16 protein-coding genes are annotated in these 15,820 nt (G+C 73.9%); 4 read left to right on the top strand and 12 right to left on the bottom strand.

The window, feature by feature from the left end:
- Positions 1-464 precede the first annotated feature (464 nt).
- From tyrS to AC1C2W_RS06110, 12 genes are all read right to left on the bottom strand, one after another.
- Positions 465-1,724, bottom strand: a complete 1,260-nt coding sequence (gene tyrS, locus AC1C2W_RS06165; RefSeq protein ID WP_495390427.1) for a tyrosine--tRNA ligase — start codon at positions 1,722-1,724, stop codon at positions 465-467.
- A 72-nt stretch (positions 1,725-1,796) separates the two neighbouring features.
- On the bottom strand, positions 1,797-2,456 hold the full coding sequence (locus tag AC1C2W_RS06160) for a DNA-3-methyladenine glycosylase (RefSeq protein WP_495412638.1): 660 nt from the start codon (positions 2,454-2,456) through the stop codon (positions 1,797-1,799).
- 7 nt (positions 2,457-2,463) lie between these two features.
- Positions 2,464-3,096 carry a uridine kinase family protein gene (locus tag AC1C2W_RS06155; RefSeq protein WP_495412637.1) on the bottom strand — a complete coding sequence of 211 codons (633 nt, stop codon included), beginning with the start codon at positions 3,094-3,096 and terminating at the stop codon, positions 2,464-2,466.
- 19 nt (positions 3,097-3,115) lie between these two features.
- A complete protein-coding gene (argH, locus tag AC1C2W_RS06150) occupies positions 3,116-4,585 on the bottom strand; it encodes an argininosuccinate lyase (protein WP_495412636.1) in 1,470 nt (489 codons plus the stop codon).
- Entirely contained in the window at positions 4,585-5,814 is a 1,230-nt protein-coding gene (locus AC1C2W_RS06145) for an argininosuccinate synthase (protein WP_495390423.1), read from the bottom strand. Before AC1C2W_RS06145 ends, argH begins: the two co-directional genes overlap by 1 nt.
- Positions 5,815-5,883: 69 nt before the next feature.
- Positions 5,884-6,429, bottom strand: a complete 546-nt coding sequence (locus tag AC1C2W_RS06140) for an arginine repressor (protein ID WP_495390422.1) — start codon at positions 6,427-6,429, stop codon at positions 5,884-5,886.
- Entirely contained in the window at positions 6,426-7,358 is a 933-nt protein-coding gene (gene argF, locus AC1C2W_RS06135; RefSeq protein ID WP_495390421.1) for an ornithine carbamoyltransferase, read from the bottom strand. The genes AC1C2W_RS06140 and argF overlap by 4 nt, the downstream gene beginning before the upstream one ends.
- Positions 7,358-8,722 (bottom strand): acetylornithine transaminase, encoded by a 1,365-nt coding sequence (locus AC1C2W_RS06130; protein WP_495412635.1) that lies wholly within the window; start codon positions 8,720-8,722, stop codon positions 7,358-7,360. The genes argF and AC1C2W_RS06130 overlap by 1 nt, the downstream gene beginning before the upstream one ends.
- The gene (gene argB, locus AC1C2W_RS06125; protein WP_495390419.1) at positions 8,719-9,669 is read right to left on the bottom strand and encodes an acetylglutamate kinase; all 951 of its coding nucleotides are present in this window, start codon (positions 9,667-9,669) and stop codon (positions 8,719-8,721) included. Before argB ends, AC1C2W_RS06130 begins: the two co-directional genes overlap by 4 nt.
- On the bottom strand, positions 9,666-10,847 hold the full coding sequence (gene argJ / locus AC1C2W_RS06120; RefSeq protein WP_495412634.1) for a bifunctional glutamate N-acetyltransferase/amino-acid acetyltransferase ArgJ: 1,182 nt from the start codon (positions 10,845-10,847) through the stop codon (positions 9,666-9,668). The genes argB and argJ overlap by 4 nt, the downstream gene beginning before the upstream one ends.
- A gap of 52 nt (positions 10,848-10,899) precedes the next feature.
- Complete coding sequence (gene argC / locus AC1C2W_RS06115; RefSeq protein WP_495412633.1) at positions 10,900-11,985, bottom strand: N-acetyl-gamma-glutamyl-phosphate reductase; 1,086 nt, start codon at positions 11,983-11,985, stop codon at positions 10,900-10,902.
- Between the two features lie 53 nt (positions 11,986-12,038).
- The gene (locus AC1C2W_RS06110) at positions 12,039-12,581 is read right to left on the bottom strand and encodes a GNAT family N-acetyltransferase (RefSeq protein ID WP_495390416.1); all 543 of its coding nucleotides are present in this window, start codon (positions 12,579-12,581) and stop codon (positions 12,039-12,041) included.
- A 23-nt stretch (positions 12,582-12,604) separates the two neighbouring features.
- Here AC1C2W_RS06110 and AC1C2W_RS06105 point away from each other — a divergent pair, with 23 nt between their 5' ends.
- The 4 genes from AC1C2W_RS06105 to AC1C2W_RS06090 all read left to right on the top strand — a co-directional run bounded on the left by AC1C2W_RS06105 (position 12,605) and on the right by AC1C2W_RS06090 (position 15,800).
- Entirely contained in the window at positions 12,605-13,261 is a 657-nt protein-coding gene (locus AC1C2W_RS06105; RefSeq protein WP_495390415.1) for a class I SAM-dependent methyltransferase, read from the top strand.
- Positions 13,258-13,881, top strand: coding sequence for a DUF1684 domain-containing protein (locus tag AC1C2W_RS06100; protein WP_495390414.1), 624 nt, complete (start codon positions 13,258-13,260; stop codon positions 13,879-13,881). Before AC1C2W_RS06105 ends, AC1C2W_RS06100 begins: the two co-directional genes overlap by 4 nt.
- Positions 13,882-13,923: 42 nt before the next feature.
- Positions 13,924-14,907, top strand: a complete 984-nt coding sequence (locus AC1C2W_RS06095; protein WP_495390413.1) for a quinone oxidoreductase family protein — start codon at positions 13,924-13,926, stop codon at positions 14,905-14,907.
- Positions 14,908-14,978: 71 nt separating this feature from the next.
- Positions 14,979-15,800: a methyltransferase domain-containing protein gene (locus AC1C2W_RS06090; RefSeq protein ID WP_495412632.1), complete on the top strand. Its 822-nt coding sequence runs from the start codon at positions 14,979-14,981 to the stop codon at positions 15,798-15,800.
- Positions 15,801-15,820 lie beyond the last annotated feature (20 nt).

Genomic DNA, 15,820 nt, shown 5'->3' with positions numbered 1-15,820 from the left:
AAAAACTTTGGCATTGACTATCAAACACACTGTTGAGTTCTCAAACAACCGACGCACACCCACAAGACCAGAACCTTCGTCCTGACCCCGCCGGGGCAACCCCTCAACCTTACTCGGTTCGTCCCTCTCCGTCAAATCCCGGCCGGAGCCTGAACTGGATGGATCGAACGCCCGTCCCGAACGAGAGCGCACTCGTCGCCCTCGTGAAGAAGGATTCGGGATGTCCGCCCTGGGCCGGCCACCGGTACCCGGCCTCTCGGCCGTCTCCTCGGTGTCCGTTCTCCGTGTCGGGCGAACGACCAGAACATTACACACACCTCGGCCGAAGGGCCAAATCGGCCCCTGACCTGCGCCTTTGTCCCGGTGTCGCCGCTGCAGAGACGGGTCAGGGCCCCGGGGTGCGCAGGGTGCGCCCCAGGGCCCTGCCGTCCGCACCCTGCGTGCGGGGTGCAGGTTCCCGCGTGCTACTCGGCGATCGCGACCGCGAGGGTCCGCTTGCCGCGGCGCAGCACCGCGTAGCGGCCGTGCAGCAGGTCCTCCGTGCGGAGGGCGGCGTCCTCGGACTCCACCTTCGCGTTGTTGACATAGGCCCCGCCCTCACCGATCGCACGGCGGGCCGCAGCCTTTGACGGGACCAGGCCCGACCCCACGAGCGCGTCGACCACGAGGTCGCCCGCCTTCGCGACCGTCCGCGGCAGCTCGGCGACGGCCGCGCCGAGGGTGGCGGCGTCGAGCCCGGCCAGCTCACCCCGGCCGAACAGGGCCTGGCTCGCCGCGATCACGCCGTCTGTGGCGGACTGCCCGTGCACGAGCGTGGTCAGATCCCCCGCGAGCGCCCGCTGCGCCTCGCGGGCGAACGGCCGCTCCGCCACCTCCCCCGCGAGCGCCTCGATCTCCTCGCGGGATCGGAAGGTGAACACCTTGAGGTACTTCACGACGTCGGCGTCGGCGGTGTTGAGCCAGTACTGGTAGAAGGCGTACGGGCTGGTGAGCTCCGGGTCGAGCCAGACAGCCCCCCCCTCGGACTTGCCCATCTTGGTGCCGTCCGCCCTCGTGATGAGCGGCGACGTCATGGCGTGCACGGCGGCGGCGTCCGTCTTGCGGATCAGCTCGACGCCGGACAGCAGGTTGCCCCACTGGTCGTTGCCCCCGAGCTGCAGCGTGCACCCGTGCCGCTCGTAGAGCTCGCGGAAGTCCATGCCCTGCAGGACCTGGTAGCTGAACTCCGTGTAGCTGATGCCCTCGTCCGAACGCAGGCGCCGCGCCACGATGTCCTTGCCCAGCATGGTGCCGACCCGGAAGTGCTTGCCGACATCGCGCAGGAAGTCGATCGCCGACATGGACCCGGTCCAGTCGAGGTTGTTGACCATGCGTGCCGCGGCCGGCCCCTCGAAGTCGAGGAACGGCTCGATCTGCCCACGGATCCGGTCGACCCAGCCCGCCACGACGTCGCGCGACTGCATGGAGCGCTCGGTGGTCGGCCGCGGGTCCCCGATCAGGCCGGTGGCCCCGCCGACGAGGGCGAGGGGACGGTGCCCCGCGAGCTGCAGCCGGCGCATGTTCAGCAGCTGCACCATGTGCCCGATGTGCAGGCTCTGCGCGGTCGGGTCGAAGCCCGCGTAATAGGTGACGGGTCCCTCGGCCAGCGCAGAACGCAGCGCGGCCTCGTCGGTGGACTGCGCCACCAGGCCCCGCCAGTGCAGCTCGTCGAGGATGTCGGTCACCGTGTCATCTCCTTGGTCGCGGATCGCTGCCCGTCGCCGGGCCGCAGGCCTAGTCTGCCCGACGTCGCACCCTCACCCGGACTGCTTTTCGGCCTTCGGCCTCCGCGGCGTCACGGCCCTGTAGTCGGAGACGGTGGGCTCCTCGCGAAGCCACAGCCGCCACGGGTACAGGTCGCCGCGCCCACCGTCGCCGCTGACCCCCACGCGCGGTCCGGTCTCCACGCAGGCGGACCCGACGCTCGCGCCGACGCTCAGCTCCACCGGTCCGCCCGGCACGGTGACGTCCGCGCCGTCGTCGGACCCGTCCAGCGCGAGGGCGACCGTCAGGCGGGCCGGCCCCCGCGCGAGGTCGCGCTCGTGGCGGACCACCCCCCGTGCGAGGCGGCGACGGCGGGCGAGCTCGACGCCGACGGGGCCGGTGACCTCCCCGGCCCGCAGGAGGACCGCCGACGCCGAGCCCACCGGCCCGCACACCACGTTGACGCAGTGGTGCAGGCCCAGGTGCCGGTAGACGTACAGGTGCCCGGGCTCGCCGTACATCGTCGCGTTGCGCGCCGTCGGCCCCCGGAACGCGTGCGAGCCGGGGTCCCGCCCGCCGTCGTAGGCCTCGACCTCCGTGAGGCGCAGGGCGACCGTGCCCTCCGGGGTCCGCCGGGTGAGGGTCGCGCCCAACAGGTCGCGGGCGACCTCGAGCACGGGGCGGTCGTACCAGTCGTGGTCGGGGACGCTCATCCCCCGATCATGACGCCCCGCGCGACCGGTCGGCGCGATCTCCCGGCCCGGCACACCGGCCGAACCCGTCCAGCCGGACGTCGGCCCGCTCGCGGGTGCGCTCGACCGCGTAGTGGGCGCGCTCGTCGGCCATCCAGCGCACCCAGTGGTCGCGCGCGCCGGCGCCGTCGCGGTCGAGACCCCGCGCCAGGCGCACGTCGTCGTCCGCCTCGACCCACACGCGCAGCGCCACCCACGGGTCGACCTGCCGCGCCGCGGCGCCGCAGCCCTCGACGACGAGCACCAGCCCAGGCTCGACGTCATGCGGCTCGGCGTACTCCCCCGCCACCCAGTCGTAGCGCCGGTAGCGACCCGCCCGGCCCCCGGCGAGCGGGTCCAGGACCCACTCACGCAGGCGGCGCGCTCCGCCGTCGGGCCCGGCCTCCCAGCCCTCGTAGAGGTCGTCCAGGTGCACGACCTGGCACGCGAACCGCGCGACGAGCTGGGTGGCGAGCGTGGACTTGCCCGACCCGGCCGGCCCATCGACGCACACGAGGCGCGTGCGGCGCCACGGTTCCGGTGCCCCGGCCCCGGGGAGCCGGGGCACCGCGGACCGGACGCGCTCCGCGAGCGCGTCGAGCACGTCGTCCGGTGCCGTCATCGAGCATCGTCAGCCATCGTCAGCCATCCGCCCAGATGCGGAACTCCGCGGACCGCTCCTTGGCCGCCTCGAGCTGCTCGGCGACCCGGGCCGGGGCGGTGCCGCCCACAGCGTCGCGCGACGCGACCGAGCCCTCGACGCTCAGCACCTCCCGGACGCCCGGGGTGAGGTGCTCGGAGATCGCGGCCAGGTCGGCGTCGGTGAGGTCCCACAGCTCGATGCCGCGCGCCTCGCAGACCCGCACGCACGCGCCCGCGACCTCGTGCGCCACGCGGAACGGGACGCCCTGGCGCACCAGCCACTCGGCGATGTCGGTGGCCAGCGAGAAGCCCTGCGGCGCGAGCTCGGCCATCCGGTCGGTGTCGAACGTCAGGGTCCGCACCATCCCCGCGAAGGCGGGCAGGAGCACGGTGAGCGTCGTCACCTGGTCGAAGACCGGCTCCTTGTCCTCCTGCAGGTCGCGGTTGTATGCCAGCGGCAGGCCCTTGAGCGTGGTGAGCAGCCCCGTGAGGTCGCCCACCAGCCGGCCGGCCTTGCCGCGCGCGAGCTCCGCGATGTCCGGGTTCTTCTTCTGCGGCATGATGCTCGACCCGGTCGACCACGAGTCGTCCAGCCGCACGAAGCCGAACTCCTTGGTGTTCCAGAGGATGATCTCCTCCGACAGCCGGGACAGGTCGATGCCGACCATCGCCGCCACGAACGCGAACTCGGCCACGACGTCGCGCGCGGCGGTGCCGTCGATCGAGTTCTCCACCGGCTCGTCGAAGCCGAGCTCGGCCGCGACCGCGGCCGGGTCCAGCCCGAGGGACGAGCCCGCGAGCGCCCCCGACCCGTACGGCGAGCGCGCCGCGCGCACGTCCCAGTCCACGAGCCGGTCGACGTCGCGCAGCAGCGGCCACGCGTGCGCCAGGAGCTGGTGGGCGAGCAGCACGGGCTGCGCGTGCTGGAGATGGGTGCGGCCCGGCATGACGGCGTCGCCGGCGGCCTCGGCCTGCACGATCAGCGCGTCCGCGACGTCGAGCACCCGGAGGGCGACCGCGCGCGCGTTGTCCCGCAGGTACAGCCGCACCAGCGTGGCGATCTGGTCGTTGCGGGACCGGCCCGCGCGGAGCTTGCCGCCCAGCTCGACGCCCGCCCGCTCGATGAGGCCCCGCTCGAGGGCGGTGTGCACGTCCTCGTCGCCCAGGACCGGGAGGAACGCCCCCGACTCGACGTCCGCGCGCAGGCGGTCGAGCGCGTCGAGCATCCCGGACAGCTCGTCGTCGTCCAGCAGGCCGGCGGCGTGCAGCACCCGCGCGTGCGCCTGGGAGCCGCGGATGTCGTAGGCCGCGAGCACCCAGTCGAAGTGCGTCGACTGGGACAGGGCCCGCAGCTCCGGCGACGGGCCGCCGGAGAACCGGCCGCCCCACAGGGACACGTTGTCGGCCTGCGTGGTCAGCTTGCCGTCGGGCCCCGCGCCACCGCCCGGGGGCGTGACCTCGGAGCCCATCAGAACTCCCCGGCGCCGAAGTCCACGCCGTTGCCGAACTTCTCGTCGCGGGCGGCGGCCTGCTTGGCGGCCAGGCCGTAGATCTCGATGAAGCCCTTGGCGTGCGACTGGTCGAACGAGTCGCCCTCGTCGTAGGTGGCGAGGTTGAAGTCGTACAGGCTCTGCTCCGACCTGCGGCCCGTCACGGTGGCGCGCCCGCCGTGCAGCACCATGCGGATGTCGCCCGAGACGTACTTCTGCGTCTCGTCCACGAAGGTGTCGAGGTTCTTCTTCAGCGGGGAGAACCACATACCGTCGTAGACCAGCTCGGCCCAGCGCTGCTCGACGGTCCGCTTGAAGCGGGCCTGCTCGCGCTCGAGCGTGATGTTCTCGAGCTCCTGGTGCGCGGCGATGAGCGCGACCGCGCCCGGCGCCTCGTAGATCTCGCGGGACTTGATGCCCACGAGCCGGTCCTCGACGATGTCGATGCGGCCCACGCCCTGGGCGCCAGCGCGGCGGTTCATCTCCTGGATCGCCTGCAGGGGGGTGACGGCGACGCCGTCGAGCGCGACCGGGACGCCCTGGTCGAACGTGATGACGACCTCGTCGGCGACCGGCGGGAACGTCGGGTCGTCGGTGTAGGAGTAGACGTCCTTGGTGGGCTCGTTCCAGATGTCCTCGAGGAAGCCGGTCTCCACCGCGCGGCCCCAGACGTTCTGGTCGATCGAGAACGGGTTCTTCTTGGTGGTCGCGATCGGCAGGTCGTGGCGCTCCGCGTACTCGATGGCCTTCTCGCGCGTGAGTGCGAGGTCGCGCACCGGGGCGATCGTCTTGAGGTCGGGGGCGAGCGACGTCGTCGCGACCTCGAAGCGCACCTGGTCGTTGCCCTTGCCGGTGCAGCCGTGCGCGACGGTCGTGGCGCCGAACTGGCGGGCCGCACGCACCATGTGCTTGACGATCACGGGGCGCGAGATCGCGGACACGAGCGGGTAGCGGTCGAGGTACATGCCGTTGGCCCGCAGGGCGGGCATGCAGTACTCGGCGGCGAACTCGTCGCGCGCGTCGGCGATGTACGCCTCCACCGCGCCGCAGTCGAGGGCACGCTTGCGCACCACGTTCATGTCCTCGCCGCCCTGGCCGACGTCGACGGCCACGGCCACCACCTCGGCGCCGGTGGCCTCGGCGATCCAGCCGATGGCGACGGAGGTGTCCAGGCCGCCCGAGTAGGCGAGCACGACGCGATCAGTCATCTCAAGTTTCTCTTTCTGGCGCGGGGTTCAGGTCGATTCTGGCAGGGGCGGCCCGGTCGGGCACGACCCTCAGGGTTGGGTGAGCTCGAGGAACCGGCGGGCGAGCTCGTCGCCGCCGAGCGGGTCGCGGGCGATCACGAGGATCGTGTCGTCCCCGGCGATCGAGCCGAGCACCCCCGGGAGGACGGAGTGGTCGATGGCGGAGGCGAGGTAGTTGGCCGCCCCGGGCGGGGTACGCAGCACCACGAGGTTGGCCGACGCCTCCGCGGAGACGAGCAGGTCGTTGCACAGCCGGGCCAGGCGGGCCGCGACGTACTCGACCTCGTCGTCGCCGATGCCCGCCGCCTGGACGCTGCGGTCCCCGCCCTCACCCGGCACGGCGTAGACGAGCGACCCGGAGGCGTTGCGCACCTTCTCGGCCCGCAGCTCGATGAGGTCGCGCGACAGCGTGCCCTGGGTGACGGTGACGCCGGCGTCGGAGAGCTCGCGGGCCAGCTCGGCCTGCGAGTGGATCGCGGTGCGCCGCACGATGTCGACGATCCGCGCGTGCCGGGCGGCCTTCGTCGTCGGCCCCGTGGCCTGACCGGACGACACGGCGCTGTCCGTGGCGCTCATCGGTGTTCCAGCAGCCAGGTGAGCAGCGCCTTCTGGGCGTGCAACCGGTTCTCCGCCTCGTCCCACACCACCGACGCGGGTCCGTCGATCACCTCCGCGGTGACCTCCTTGCCCCGATAGGCGGGCAGGCAGTGCAGGAAGATCGCGTCGTCGGCCGCGACGGACATCAGCGCGTCGTCCACGCGGAAGGCGTCGAGGGCGGCGAGCCGCTCGGCCGCCTCGTCCTCGTCGCCCATGGAGACCCAGGTGTCCGCGGCGACGACGTCGGCGTCCCGGGCGGCCGCGCGGGCGTCGGTCGTGACGGTCACCGAGCCGCCCGTCGTGCGGGCGATCTCCTCCGCCCGCGCCACGACGTCGGCGGGCGGAAGGTAGCCCTCGGGCCCGGCGACGGCGACGTGCAGCCCGGCCGTGACCCCGCCGAGCAGGTACGAGGCCGCCATGTTGTTCGCGGCGTCGCCCACGTACGCGAGGCGCTGACCGGGCAGCGCGGAGATGCCGCCGCGGTGCTGGGCGACCGTAAGGAGGTCGGCGAGGATCTGGCACGGGTGGAAGCCGTCGGTGAGCGCGTTCACGACGGGGACGCGGGAGACCGCGGCCATCTCGTCGATCCGGTCCTGGCCGAAGGTGCGCCACACGATGGCGGACACCTGCCGGTCGAGCACCCGCGTCACGTCCGCCACGGACTCGCGCACGCCCACCTGGGCGAGCCGGCCGTCCACGGCCACCGGGAACCCGCCGAGCTCGGCGACACCCGTGGCGAAGGACAGCTGGGTGCGCAGCGTCGGCTTGTCGAAGAGGATCGCGACGCCCTGCGGGCCGGCGAGCGGGGCACGCACGAACCGGTCCTCCCGGAAGGCCATGCCGAGCTCGAGGACCTCGCGCTGCTCGTCCGGGGTGAGGTCGTCGTCGCGGAGAAAGTGGCGGGGCATCAGGGCTCCCTTTCAACGGGCAGGTCAGCGGTTTCGGTGGTGTCGGGGACGGTCACGGAGGCGAAGAAGCGGGCGGCGGCGCGCGCCTGCTCCGCGGTGAGGATCAGCGGCGGCGCCAGCCGGATCGCGTCGGGCGCGACGGCGTTGACGACGAACCCGGCGTCGAGCGCCTGCGCCGCCACCTGCGCCGCGACCGGACGGGTCAGCTGGACGGCGAGCAGGAGGCCGCGGCCGCGCACGCCGTCGATCAGCGGGTTGCCGCCCGCCTCGATCGCGGTGCGCAGCTCGTGGCCCACACGGCGCACGTTCTCCAGCAGCCCGTCCCGCTCGATCACGCCGAGGGTCGCGAGGCCCGCGGCGGCCGCCACGGGGTTGCCGCCGAACGTGGTGCCGTGCTGGCCGCGGCCCAGCAGGGTCGCGGCGCGCTCGCCGAACGCGATCGCCGCGCCCACCGGGAAGCCGCCGCCGAGGCCCTTGGCCACCGTCACGACGTCGGGCACCACGCCGCCCCCGATCTCGGGCTGCTGGAACGCGAACCACGACCCGGTGCGTCCGACGCCGGTCTGGACCTCGTCGAGCACGAGCAGCGCGCCGGCCTCGGTAGTGAGCCAGCGGGCGTGCGCCAGGTAGCCGGCCGGCAGGGCCCGCACGCCGGCCTCGCCCTGCAGGGGCTCCAGGACGAGCGCGGCGACGCCGCCCCGCTCGGCCACCGCGGCCGGGGAGAAGGCCTCCTCCAGCGCCGCGGTGTCGCCGAACGGCACGTGCTCGACGCCACCGGGCAGCGGCTCGAACGGGTCCCGGTAGGCGGCCTTGGCCGTGAGGGCCAGTGCGCCCATCGAGCGGCCGTGGAAGCCGCCCTCGAGCGCGAGCACGCGGGTGCGCGCGACGCCGCTCCTGCCGTCATCGCCGCCCTCGCCGCCATCGCCGTCGAAGCGGTTGCGGCGCGCCATCTTGAACGCCGCCTCGACCGCTTCGGTGCCCGAGTTGGTGAAGAACACGCGCGAGCCGTCGGGCGCACCCGCGAGCCGCAGCAGCGTCTCCGCGAGCCCGATCTGCGTGGGGGTGGCGAAGAAGTTCGAGACGTGGCCGAGCGTGCCGAGCTGGGCGCTGATCGCGGCGGTGAGCGTGGGGTGCGCGTGCCCGAGGGCGTTCACCGCGATCCCGGCGAGCAGGTCCAGGAGCCGGCGCCCGTCGGCGTCCCACACGTACGCACCCTCGCCGCGCACCAGCACGCGCTGGGGCGGGCCGAACGTGTCCATCACCGCGTGGGTGTAACGGTCCGTCCAGGCTGCGTTGGAGTCGGTGTTCGAGGCCTCGGCCACGGCGCCGCCGGTCGCGGCCTCCAGGGGGGCTGCGTCGCTCATGAGTTCCGCCTCCGGGTTTCGACAGGCTCAACCGCCGGCTCGACCGACGCCTGCCCGGGGATGACCATCGTGCCGTTGCCGCGCGTGGTGAAGACCTCGAGCAGCACCGAGTGCGGCTGGCGGCCGTCGATGACGGTGGCGCGCGGCACTCCGCCCTGGACGGCCCGCAGGCAGGCCTCCATCTTGGGCACCATCCCGGCGGACAGGCTCGGCAGCAGGGCGGCCAGGGCGGGGGCCGCGATCTCCTCGACCAGCGAGTCCTTGTCCGGCCACGACGTGTACAGGCCCTCGACGTCGGTGAGCACGATGAGCTTCGTGGCCCCGAGGGCGACCGCGAGCGCCGCGGCGGCGGTGTCGGCGTTCACGTTGAGCACCTGGGTGGGGTCGTCGACGTCGGGCGCCACGGTGGAGACCACCGGGATCCGCCCGGCGTCGAGCAGGTCCTGCACCGCCGCCGGATGCACCTCGACGACGTCTCCCACCAGGCCCACGTCGACGGGCTCCCCGTCCACGACCGCGTGCCGGCGGGTGGCGCCGAACAGGCCGCCGTCCTCCCCCGACAGGCCGACCGCGCGCGGGCCGTGCGCGTTGATGAGGCCCACGAGCTCGCGCGAGACCTGGCCGGTGAGCACCATGCGCACCACCTCCATCGCCTCGGGCGTCGTGACCCGCAGCCCGCCGCGGAACTCGCTGGGGATGTCGAGCCGCTCGAGCATCGCGTTGATCTGCGGGCCGCCGCCGTGCACCACGACGGGGCGCAGGCCCACCTGCCGAAGGAACACCATGTCCTGGGCGAACGCGGCCTTGAGCTCGTCGTCGACCATCGCGTTGCCGCCGTACTTGACGACCACCAGCGCGCCGTCGAACTCCTGCAGCCAGGGCAGCGCCTCGAGGAGCACCTCGGCCTTCTGGCCGGGCTCCAGACCGTTCACCACGTCGCTGCTCATGAGCTGTACGCGCTGTTCTCGTGGACGTACGCGTGCGTGAGGTCGTTGGTCCACAGCGTGATCTCGGCGTCGCCGGCGTGCAGGTCGATCGTGATCGCGACGTCGCGCGCAGCGGCGAGGTCCACCTTCTCGGGCGGCTCGTGCGCCCCGCCCGCCTTGCAGACCATGACGCCGTTGACGCTCACGTCGAGCTCGGCCGGGTCGAACGGCGCGACCTCCTCGGGCACCGTGCCCACCTGGGACAGGATGCGCCCCCAGTTGGGGTCGTTGCCGAAGATCGCGGCCTTGACCAGGTTGGACCGGCTGACGGCGCGGGCGACCGCCAGGCCGGCGTCCTCCGTCGTGGCGTGCGCCACGGTGATGGCGATGTCGTGGGACGAGCCCTCGGCGTCGGCCACGAGCTGGCGGGCCAGGTCCGCGCAGACGGCGGTCACGGCGTCGGCGAACGCGACGTCGTCGGGGGCCGCGTTCGAGGCGCCCGAGGCCATGAGCACCACGGTGTCGGAGGTGGACATGCAGCCGTCCGAGTCGACCCGGTCGAACGTGGTGCGGGTTGCGGCGCGCAGTGCGGCGTCGGCCGCCCCGGCGTCCACGACGGCGTCGGTCGTGATGACACAGAGCATCGTGGCCAGCGCGGGAGCGAGCATGCCGGCGCCCTTGGCCATACCGCCCACGGTGACGGTGCCGTCGGCGGTCTCGATCGTGCGCACCGCGGCCTTGGGCACGCTGTCCGTGGTCATGATCGCCGTGGCAGCGGACATGCCGCCGGCCTCGTCGTCCGCGAGCGCGCGGACGGCGACGGGGATGCCCGCCAGCAGCTTCTCGGCCGCCAGCCGCACGCCGATCAAGCCGGTCGACGCGACGAGCACGTCGATCGCCCCGATGCCGAGCTCGTCGGCGACCTTCTCGGCGGTCGCATGGGAGTCCTGGAACCCGCCCGGCCCGGTGCACACGTTCGCGGCCCCGGAGTTCAGCACGACGGCGCGCGCGACGCCGTCCTTCACCGCCTGTCGGGACCACATCACCGGCGCGCCGACCACGCGGTTGCTCGTGAAGACGGCGGCGGCCGCGTGCTGCGGGCCGTCGTTGACCACGAGGGCGAGGTCCGGGGTGCCGGAGGACTTGAGCCCGGCGGTGACGCCGGCGGCCCGGAACCCCTGGGCGGCGGTGACGCTCATTCCGGGGCCCCCTCGAGTTCGCGAGCGCAACGAGTGAACTCGTGGGGTGGGTTCATGGTGCGACTCCTTCGGTGATCAGGCCCGCCGTCTCCGGCAGGCCGAGGGCAAGGTTCATGGCCTGGACCGCCTGGCCGGCGGTGCCCTTGACGAGGTTGTCGATGGCGGTGACCGTCACGACGCGACCGACGGCCTCGTCGAGCGCCACCTGCACGAGCGCGGTGTTCGCGCCGAGCGTGGCGGCCGTCGTGGGCCACTGCCCTGGCGGCAGGAGCTCGACGAACGGCTCGTCGGCGTAGGCCTGCTCCCAGACGTCGCGCACCTCGTCCGCGGTCGCGCCCTCGTGGCCCGGCGCGAGCCGCGCCGTGACCGTGGCGAGGATGCCGCGGGACATCGGCACGAGCGTGGGCGTGAAGCTGATCGACACCTCGGGCGCCCCGGCCACGCGGAGGTTCTGCGCGATCTCGGGGATGTGCCGGTGCGTGCCGCCCACGGCGTAGGGCAGGGCGGACCCGAGGCCCTCGGCGGCGAGCAGGTGGGGCCTGAGCGACCTGCCGGCGCCCGAGTACCCGTTGGCAAGGACCGCGACGACGTCGGACGGGCTCACGAGCCCGGTGGCGACGCCGGGCTGCAGCCCCAGCGTGACGGCGGTGACGTTGCAGCCGGGCACGGCGATCCGACGGGCGCCGGGGAGCTCGTCGCGCTGGCGGCCCGTCACGACACCGGCGCCGTCGGCGTGGAGCAGCTCGGGCAGCCCGTAGGGCCAGGTGCCGGCGTGCGGCGAGCCGTAGAAGGCCTCCCAGTCCGCTGCGGACGCGAGGCGGTGGTCGGCGCCGAGGTCGAGCACGAGCACGTCGTCGGGGAGCTGCGCGGCGATCTCGCCGGACGCACCGTGGGGCAGCCCGAGCACGACCACGTCGTGACCGGCGAGCGCCTCGGGCGTCGTCGGCTCCAGCACGCGGCCGGCGAGCGAGCGCAGGTGCGGCTGCAGCTCGCCGAGGCGCGAGCCGGCGTTCGAGTGGGCGGTGAGGGTGCCGACCTCGAGGTGGGGGTGGCGGGCCGCCAGCCGGAGGAACTCGCCCCCGGCATAGCCCGACGCACCGGCCACCGCGACGCGGAGCTGCGACTGGGTGCTGACCATATGCAGCACTATACATATCTATGCAGTGGGATCCCAAGCCGACGCCGGCCGTCTCAGCCCGTGAGCGGCAGGTACATGACGTGCAGCCCGACGTACCCGTGGGTCGGGCTGCGGAACGCCCCGGGCACCGTGCCGACGATCTCGAAGCCCAGCGACCGCCACAGGCGTATCGCCGCGGTGTTCGTCTCCACGACGGCGTTGAACTGGATCCCCCGGTAGCCCTGCGCGCGATGCCAGGCGACGACGCGCTCCCCCAGCGCCCGGCCGACGCCGAGCCCGCGCGCCGCGGGCGACACCATGAACGACGCCGTCCCGACATGGTCGCCGTGGCCGGGCCGGTTGGGCCCCATCTTCGCGGTGCCGAGCACCATGCCGTCGGGGCGCTCGGCGACGACCGTCACGCCCGGCGGGCGCTCCAGCCACAGGCCCCGCCCCTGGTCGCTCGTGAGGTCCAGCGGGTAGGCGTAGGTCTCGCCCGCGCGCACCACGGCCTCGACGATCGGCCACAGGGCCTGCCAGTCGTCGTCGGTCGCGGGGCGGATGTCGAACGTCGCGGCCGTGTCGCTGTTCGTGTCGCTGTTCGTGTCGCTGGTCACAGGCGCAGCATAGGGTCGAGGTCATGACCAGCACCTCCACGCACGACGAACCCGCCGGCGCCGTTGCGGCCGCCTACGACGCGCGCGCCGCCACCTACGACGAGAGCCGCATGCATCGCGATCTCGCCACCGAGGTCGCCGCCTTCTGCGAGCTCGGCGAGACGGCGGGCGGTGGTCTCGACACGCCCGCCGCCCTCGACGTCCTGGACGTCGCGACCGGCACCGGGCTGGTCCTGCGCGCGCTGCGGGCGTCGTCGGCCGCGCCCCTGCGCCTGATGGGTGTCGATCTCTCCCCCGCGATGCTCGCGGCCGCGCGGCGCGAGCTGCCCGACGCGACGCTGCTGTTGGCGGACGCGGCGGCACTGCCGTTCGCTGACCGGTCGGCGGACCTGATCACCTGCGTCACGGCCCTGCACCTGATGCCCGACGCGTACGCCGCGATGGCGGAGTGGGCCCGCGTGCTGCGGCCCGGCGGCCGCGCGGTCACCGCGACCTTCACCGGCTTCGGCCGGCCAGCGCGGCAACGGCACGACTTCCCGGTGCACCACGACCGCTTCACCACGCCCGAGCTCCTCGCCGCGCCGGCCGCGAGCGCCGGGCTGCGGTGGGGGCGGTACGCGCCCTGGCGGCACGCCGACGGCGACACGTTCCTGCTGGCCGAGCTCGAGGCGGCGTCGTGAGCTCGGTGACGCCGGGCACCGCCCTCGAGCTCACCGACTGGCGCCGCCGCGTCGCCGAGCTCTACGCGGACGCCCGGGCAGACCCGGACCCGGCGGCCGGGCACGCGCGGTGGCGGGCGGGTCGCGACGCGCTGTTCCGCACCCACCCGCAGAGCCCGCTCGCCGGCGACGACCCGCTGCGCCACAGCGGGATCCCCGTCTGGCCCTACGATCCCGCGCTGCGCTTCGAGCTGGCCCTGCGGCCCGCGGCCCCCGCGAGCCTCGACGTCGACACCGGATCGGACGGCGTGACGACGATGGAGCGCGTCGGGGTCCTCGAGGTGCCGGGTGTCGGGACCCTCGACGCGTGGTGGCTCGCCCAGTACGGCGGCGGCCTGTTCGTCCCGCTGCGGGACGGCACTGCGGGCACCGAGACGTACGGCGGCGGGCGGTACCTGCTGGACACCGCGAAGGGCGCCGAGCTCGGCGGCCACGACGGGCGCGTGGTGGTGGACCTCAACTTCGCCTACCACCCGTCCTGCCGTTACGACCCGGCATGGACGTGCCCGCTCGCGCCCGCCGGCAACCGGGTGACGACGCCCGTCCGCGCCGGCGAGCGGCTCGACCCGATCGACGACTGAGGCCCGGGCGGCGACATCCCGGGCACCCGTAGGCTCGGACGCATGCACGCAGTCGTGGCCCGTGAGGCGGGCGGTCCCGAGGTCCTGTCGTACACCGAGCTCCCCGATCCCTCGCCTGGGCCGGACCAGCTCCTCGTCCGCGTCGCGGCGGCGGGGGTGAACTTCATCGATACGTACCGGCGCGCCGGCGTGTACGCGATGGACTACCCGCACGTGGCGGGCGTCGAGGGATCGGGCACGGTCGAGGCGGTCGGCGCGGAGGTGACCGGCTTCGCGGTCGGCGACGAGGTGTCCTGGCACGACACCCCCGGCTCGTACGCCGAGCTCGTCGCCGTCCCGGCGGCGCAGGCCATCCGCGTCCCGGCGGGGCTCGACCTGGTGACCGCGGCCGCCCTGCCGCTGCAGGGCATGACGGCCCACTACCTCGTGGCATCCACGTTCGAGGTCGGCCCCGGTCACGACGTGCTCCTCACCGCCGGCGCGGGTGGCGTCGGCCTGCTCACGACCCAGCTGGCCGCGGCCCGCGGGGGCAGGGTCGTCACCACGGTCTCGACCCCGGAGAAGGCCGCCCTGTCGTCCGCGGCGGGCGCGGCGCACACGGTGGACTACGCCGCGATGGACGATGTCGCGGCCGAGCTGCCCGCCGTCGTGCGCGACCTCACCGACGGCCAGGGCGTGCACGTGGCGTACGACGGCGTGGGCCGCGCGACGTTCGACGCGTCGCTCGCGTCCCTGCGTCCGCGCGGCACCCTCGTGCTCTTCGGCGGCGCGTCGGGGCAGGTGCCGCCGGTCAACCCGCAGCGGCTCAACGCCGGCGGTTCCCTGTACCTCACGCGGCCCACCCTGGCGCACTACACGCTCACCCGGGGCGAGCTCGAGTGGCGGGCGGGCGAGGTGCTCGGGGCGGCCGCGCGGGGCGACCTCGACGTGCGCGTCGGCGCACGGTTCCCGCTCGCGGACGCCGGGGAGGCCCACCGCGCGCTCGAGGGTCGCGCCACGACGGGCAAGGTGCTGCTGGTGCCTTAGCCCGCGGCGGCCGCGCGATGCATCTCGACGTGTATCTTGATGTCGAGATACTCGACATCAAAGGAGTTGCCGTGGCCGACTGGTCCCCCACCGCCTACCTGAGCTACACCGACGAGCGGTCCCGCCCCTTCGGCGAGCTGGTCGCGCGGGTGCGTCGCGAGCCCGCGAGCATCGTCGACCTGGGCTCCGGCCCGGGGCACCTCACGCCCGTCCTGCGCGAGCGGTGGCCGGGCGCGACGTTCGTCGGGCTCGACGCCTCCCCCGCGATGATCGAGCGGGCGAGGTCCGCCGACCCCGACGGGCGGTACGAGCTCGCCGACGTGCGCGACTTCGCCGCCGGCCGCGGCCCCGTCCCGGGCGCCGACGGTGCCGACGGTGCCGACCTCGTGATCAGCAACGCCACCCTGCAGTGGGTGCCCGGGCACCGCGAGCTGCTCCCGGCACTCGCCGCCACCGCGCAGCAGACGTTCGCCTTCTCCGTGCCGGGCAACCACGACGCACCGAGCCACCGGCTCCTGCGCGAGGTCGCCGGGCGCGAGCCGTACGCCGCCGTCGTCGGGCCGGTGGAGCGCCGCGCCGTGGGCGACCCGGCGGACTACCTGGGGATCCTCGCCGCCCCCGGCTGGGAGGTCGACACCTGGGAGACCATCTACACGCACGTACTCGACGGCGAGGACCCGGTGCTGCGCTGGATCTCCGCGACCGGCGCGCAGCCGGTGCTGCACGCGCTCGACGCCCACGACGCCGCGCACGGCACCGACCTGCGTGCCCGGTTCGACGCCGACCTCGGTGCGGCGCTGCGCGAGGCCTATCCCCGGCATGCGTTCGGCACGCCCCTCGCCTTCCGCCGGGTGTTCGTGGTCGCCACGCGGACGTCGCCGACCCTCGAGTGACCTGGGTCCCTATGCTCGCC

Source organism: Isoptericola sp. Y581 (genome assembly GCF_059445475.1).
Note: the sequence above shows the minus strand (reverse complement) of the source record. Positions and strands in the feature narration are given on the sequence as shown.